The organism is Mycobacterium sp. (genome assembly GCF_050701675.1).
GTDB lineage: Bacteria > Actinomycetota > Actinomycetes > Mycobacteriales > Mycobacteriaceae > Mycobacterium.
Genome location: NZ_JBOGDD010000810.1, coordinates 1 through 2931 on the forward strand (window position 1 = coordinate 1; position 2931 = coordinate 2931).

Below are 2931 nucleotides of genomic sequence, written 5' to 3' on the forward strand. Positions count from 1 at the left end.
GGTCCGTCCTTGAAGACAGTTACCGTGCCCGCGCCGAGCTTGGTGGCGGCGGCCTGGGCCATGTCGTAGGTCTGCTTCCAATTCTGTTCCGGGATGGGGGTGTCGGAGACGTAGTGGCGCAGCAGGATCTGTTCGCCGTCGGTCTGCTCGTAGGGCGGGTTGCAACCACCCCGGGAGGCTTCGCGTCGCCACTCCCATGCCACGGTCGGTGCGAGGGTAGCGATCTGGCCACCGAGTTGCTCGATCGCTGACTTCATCACCGCCTCCGTGTCCTCCAAGGAGGGTAGCGACGTCAGGGCGACGGCGGCCTGGCTGGCTTGGGTCGGGTCGGTGGGCTGATGTGGGTCGTTCATGCGGCATCCTGTGGCGAGTAGGGCGATCGACGCGAGGCAAGCGAGTGTCATGCTGCTGGCGCGGCGAGGGGTGAGTCTTGATGGCATGGTTTGGGTGCTCACTTCTGCGCGATGGGGGTGGTCCCGGCGATGACGGCGGCGATGTTGTAGCCGGAGGTGTAGAGCTGATTGTTGGCGCTGTCCCATCGCGGGTAGTCACTGTGGCCGCTGGCCGAGTGTAGGGTGCGACCGTCGGGCACTGTCGCCGTGCCGGTTTCGAGGTGGGTGAAGTTTGGGTTGATGGCCGGGTTGGGTCCGAATTGTCCTGCGCCGGAGGCATCTAAGCCGCCGAGCACGGTGGTGGCCAACTCGCGCAGCCCTGGTGGCAAGAAGGGTGCCACGGCGTGTGCGATGGGCGGGACGTCGTAGACCTTCTGAATGGGATCGTCGGGGGTCTCCATGGTGAAGACGTGCCCGTTCTGCAGACCCAACTGTCCGGCGTTGGTGGCCTCGATACCGGGCGATCCGTAAAACAGTGCGTTGTCGACGCCGTGGTCACCAGGCACCTGCAGCGCCAAGCCCGTGGTCAACGACCCGTAGGAGTGACCGATCGCGGTGAGGTCCACTGCCCCGTGATGGGTGGCGTTGATGCCGTCGTAGAAGTGGGCCAGGTTCTGCGCCCCCGCCTTGGCGACGTCGTCGTGACTGACCTCCCACCCTCCGGCCAGCGATCCACTCAGATCGTCGGTGCCGGGCACCTGCGGCGGGTCATACCCGATCCAGGCGATCGAGGCGACCGTCTCGTTGCCGCGCCCGGCGAGGTCGAGTTGGGTCAATGATTCATTGCGGACGTTCATGGCTTCGTCGGCCATGCCGGTGACTCCGCCGTGCACGGTGGTGTTCAACCCCGGTGCGGTGACTGAGACGTGGTCGGCGGTGTCGGGATCACCCACGGCTATGGCGGCACGGGCTTGCCGACCGGTTTCGGTATCGAGCAGCATCAGCTTTCGATCGGGCTTGTCGCGCACCGCCTTGTCGACGGCCTGTAGATCGGGCAGGTACTTCGCCCCGTTCTGCGCGGCGTCGACGTCGCGTTGCCAGGCCTCGTACCTGAGTCGGTCATCGAAGATGGCACCGGGTTCATTTGGGTGCGGGATGTTGCGACCTTCGGCCCAGTCGGGGTGGGCGGCTTTGAGGGCGTCAGCGCGAGCCTGGGCTGCCTGGGCGGCGGCCAAATCGGTGTGAAGGGACCGCCTGTTGTAATAGTCGCGGTCCACGGCGGGCATGCCGTCCCGGTTGGCGATCAGATGATCGCGTTGATACAGGGCATCCCGCTCCTCTGGGGTCAGGCGCTCCCAGAAGTCCTCGAACTGTCGGGGATCGTCGGGTAACGGCTTGTTCAACACTGCCCGGGGGTCGGGGTGATCGGTGGAGTTGGTGAGCTCCCCAGCGGCCGCGATGGCGCGTGCCAGCCCGGCATCTGCTTCGTCGGCTTCGGCGAGCAGCTTCTTGATGCGGACTTCCAGGTCGGCTTGTTGCAGCGCGTAGATAGGGTCGCCGACCTTCGATGGGTCGGCAGGAGTTACCGATCCGGTGACGGGATCGATGTTGAATCCCTCAGCTCGGGCGTCGTCGTCGATCTGGTGCAGCGTCGACTTGAGACCCTCGATCTCATCAGCGCTGGAGCGGGTGGCGTTGGAGATCCGGTTCATCTCTTCGCCGTGGGCGGCGAGGTAGGCGCTGAGTTTGTCCAAGGCCGCGCGTGCCGCGTCACCACCGCTACCCTGCCAAGTCGCGATCATCGGCAGCTTCGTCAGGCCATTCCTCACGTCGTCCGCGCTGGCACCACGCTTGCCCAGTGCGGCAGAGACGTCGCGAATGGCGTCGGGACGCCAGCGATCGAGGTCGGCAAGGGTGATCGGCATCAGAGCGTGTCGTCGAGCGCTTCTGCGGCCTCAGAGTCGTTCTGGGCGTAGCCGTTGGCGGCGGCCCGGTAGGCAGCGCCATGAGCGGCGATGTCGCCGCATAACTGTGTCGTGGTGGCTTGCCACTCCGCCATCCTCGCCTGCAACGCCAACGCGGATGCGCCCACCCAGCCCGCCTGCGCACCTTCGATAACCCCGTCGGAAGCGCCGTGGGCTGCCTGCAACTCGGTATGGTGCACGTCCATGTGATCCGACGACATGTGCAAGTCGATCGGATCGACCTTGAGGCGGTCGCTCATCCCTACCCCTGTCTCGTCCGCTAGCGAGTACGACTCATCAGGGCCGCGCTTCATAGGATAAGCGGGATGCGGCTAACTGACCTTCACCACTTTCTACGCCCCAGTCCAGGACCACATCCTTTTCCGCACTTCATGATGGGCGGAGGGACGACGTCGACCCACACCCCTAGTGGCAAATCCAACGGGGCTCAAGGCTGGCATCTGGTGCGTGTTCTTCGGTTCTTGACGTCATAGGCTTGGGGTGTGCGAGAACCGGAGGCCATCGACGCCGAGCTTCGTCTGCTCGTCGCCGTGAGGAGTTCGATCCGCGAGCAGGGAGGCAAACCGGGCTGCGGTCAGGTCGACGAACTGCTCGACGAGCGCATGGCCAGGCTC

General features: G+C 65.1%; 3 protein-coding genes. All 3 read right to left on the reverse strand.

From position 1 onward, the window contains the following. On the reverse strand, window positions 1–353 hold a 353-nt coding region (locus ACRDUX_RS24820), incomplete at its 3' end, for an LppA family lipoprotein (protein ID WP_526417502.1). Window positions 354–451: 98 nt separating this feature from the next. Next, the gene (locus tag ACRDUX_RS24825) at window positions 452–2257 is read right to left on the reverse strand and encodes an alpha/beta hydrolase (RefSeq protein ID WP_526417504.1); all 1806 of its coding nucleotides are present in this window, start codon (window positions 2255–2257) and stop codon (window positions 452–454) included. Next, entirely contained in the window at window positions 2257–2556 is a 300-nt protein-coding gene (locus tag ACRDUX_RS24830) for a WXG100 family type VII secretion target (protein ID WP_526417506.1), read from the reverse strand. The genes ACRDUX_RS24825 and ACRDUX_RS24830 overlap by 1 nt, the downstream gene beginning before the upstream one ends. Between the last annotated feature and the right edge of the window lie 375 nt (window positions 2557–2931).

Coding starts and splice junctions, on each gene's coding strand:
- ACRDUX_RS24825 (WP_526417504.1), bottom strand. CDS start 2,257: ATGCCGATCACCCTTGCCGACCTCGATCGCTGGCGTCCCGACGCCATT.
- ACRDUX_RS24830 (WP_526417506.1), bottom strand. CDS start 2,556: ATGAGCGACCGCCTCAAGGTCGATCCGATCGACTTGCACATGTCGTCG.